Below are 2,509 nucleotides of genomic sequence, written 5' to 3'. Positions count from 1 at the left end.
CTTGGAGAAATGGGTTATTTATGTCCTCAAGTCGAAGAAGCGTACGGTGGGCTAGAAACTGATTTTCGTTACGCGGTGATTATTGGTGAAGAACTGGAACGCGTAGGAGCAAGCTTAACGGGTGTTGGTTTGCATAATGATATCGTGGTTCCCTATTTCGAAGCGTACGGCTCGGATGAACAAAAATCGCGCTGGTTGCCGGGGTGTGTAACAGGTGAACATATTACAGCGATTGCCATGACGGAGCCTGGAGCAGGATCTGACTTAGCTGCGATTCAAACAACGGCTGTGAAAGATGGCGATCATTATATTGTGAATGGTTCAAAAACATTTATTACTAATGGGATCAATGCGGAATTGATATTAGTCGCAGTAAAAACCGATACACAAATTGAGCCGAAGCATCGTGGTATCAGCTTACTAGTCGTTGAAGAAGGCATGCCTGGATTTACACGTGGACGTAAATTGAACAAAGTAGGGATGCACGCGCAAGATACGGCAGAGTTGTACTTTGAAGATTGCCGAGTGCCAGTGAAAAATCTCCTAGGCGAAGAAGGTAAGGGCTTCACGTATTTGATGGAAAAACTTCAGCAAGAACGTTTAATGGTAGCAATTTCCGCCCAAACCGCTTCTGAAGATATGGTTGAAATGACACTGAATTATGTTAAATCTCGAAAAGCTTTTGGAAAACCCATTGCTTCTTTTCAAAATACTCAATTTAAACTAGTAGAAATGACAACTGAAGTCGAGCTCGGTCATTCGTTCTTGGAATCGTTAATTGAAGACCATATCGCAGGGAAAGAAATTGTTTCAAAAGTATCGATGGCAAAGTATTGGTTAACAGAGACAGCGAAGAAAATTTCCGGAGAATGCCTGCAATTACACGGGGGCTACGGATATATGGAAGAATATAAAATTGCCCGACGATATCGTGATATTCCAGTCGCGTCCATTTACGCGGGAAGTAATGAAATCATGAAAGTTATTGTTGCGAAGAAGATGGGGTTGTAAGAGTAAGCGAGGCTCAACATGAAATTAATAAACGAACAAGACATTGTAGAAGTTATTTCAAAAGATAAATGGATGATGGATGTAATTGAATTAGCTGCGAAACTTGAATTGCCTGACTGGTGGATATGTGCGGGCTTTATACGAGCAAAAGTATGGGATGAGTTACATGGATTTTCTGAAAAAACCATACTTCCAGATGTCGATGTCATCTATTTTGACTCGAAACATCTAGACGAACAAAATGAAAAATTATATGAAAAAACATTATGTACTTTAGACCCGACAATCCCTTGGTCTGTTAAAAACCAAGCAAGGATGCACAGCTTAAACAAGGTAGCACCTTATACATCCTCTATAGATGGAATGTCGAAATTTCCGGAAACTGCCACTGCTATTGGGATCACTTTGGATGAAGCGGGGGAACTTCGTTTATGTGCCCCTTATGGAGTAGAAGATTTAATCATGATGAAAATTCGTCCTACTCCTTCCTTTGAAAAATCACAAATTTATCGTGAAAGAGTTGTACAAAAAAAGTGGTCATCTACATGGGGAAAAGTAATGGTTGAGTAAGCGACAGGTTTATTTCTGTCGCTTTTAAATTTTTATGTCACCTAAAAATGAACGAGGAATTTAGTATATGACTTATCACGATGTTAGCATCTTAATCAAGTTTTTAAAGAGTGAAAATTCTTGGCTATTGAGACTACGTATTGCAAGAAGATTTACCGCATATCATGATATACTTTCCAAAAACACTGAGGAGGAGTCCCGTTATGCCGACCATAATGCCTGCAAGTTTAACGAAAGACTTAGCGTTGACGGTTTATAATGACGGCTTATCGTTAGTCCAAGAAACACGCTCCATTCCTCCACTTTCTGAAGATCACCTCATTCATTATGTAGACGTTCCACAACTAATAGAATCGAATTCTGTACAGGTGAAAGGTCTGAAAGTCACGGAGTTTACCTATGAATATGACTTGGGGGATCGATTCAAGTTACTAGAAAAGTATGTTGGGGAACAAATCAGGCTCGTCAATAAGAAAACGGGAGAAGAAAAGAGCTATCTTTTGTTAAGTGCACAAAATGGATTGGTACTCGCAGACTTGCAAACACAGGAAATCGTCCTCGATGCAGAAGGTGAGATTCGGTTGCCGGATGGATCAGAGGAAGTGATGTTAAAACCGACACTCGTGTGGCGCTTCAAAGAGCAGACTGCCGAAGATAGTCGTGTGACGTATTTAACTCGCGGGCTTAGCTGGGATACAGATTATGTTGCACAAATCAGAGAGAACGATTTCGATTTGACTGGCTGGGTAAGTTTAACGAACAACTCGGGAATGACGTACCAAGACTCGAAAGTGAAATTAATGGCGGGTACAGTGAACCGGGCACCAAGTCGTCTGCAAAAAACAATCCTTTACGAGCAAAATTCACTGGAGCCGGAACGCCAAGCTTTTGCCGATTATTATTTATATACGTTACCTGAAAAACTGAC

The 2,509-nt window shown here is 40.8% G+C and carries 3 protein-coding genes; all 3 read left to right on the top strand.

What is annotated here, in order from left to right; translation table 11 throughout:
- Positions 1–1,011 (top strand): acyl-CoA dehydrogenase family protein (locus WBG45_RS07060; protein WP_424413237.1); only part of this gene is annotated, 1,011 nt, incomplete at its 5' end.
- Positions 1,012–1,029: 18 nt separating this feature from the next.
- A complete protein-coding gene (locus tag WBG45_RS07055) occupies positions 1,030–1,581 on the top strand; it encodes a nucleotidyltransferase family protein (RefSeq protein ID WP_424413236.1) in 552 nt (183 codons plus the stop codon).
- Between the two features lie 203 nt (positions 1,582–1,784).
- On the top strand, positions 1,785–2,509 hold a 725-nt coding region (locus WBG45_RS07050; protein ID WP_424413234.1), incomplete at its 3' end, for a DUF4139 domain-containing protein.

Source organism: Paenisporosarcina sp. (assembly GCF_049671445.1).
GTDB lineage: Bacteria > Bacillota > Bacilli > Bacillales_A > Planococcaceae > Paenisporosarcina.
The sequence above is the reverse complement of the archived record's forward strand: the minus strand, read 5'-3'. Positions and strand labels throughout refer to the sequence as shown.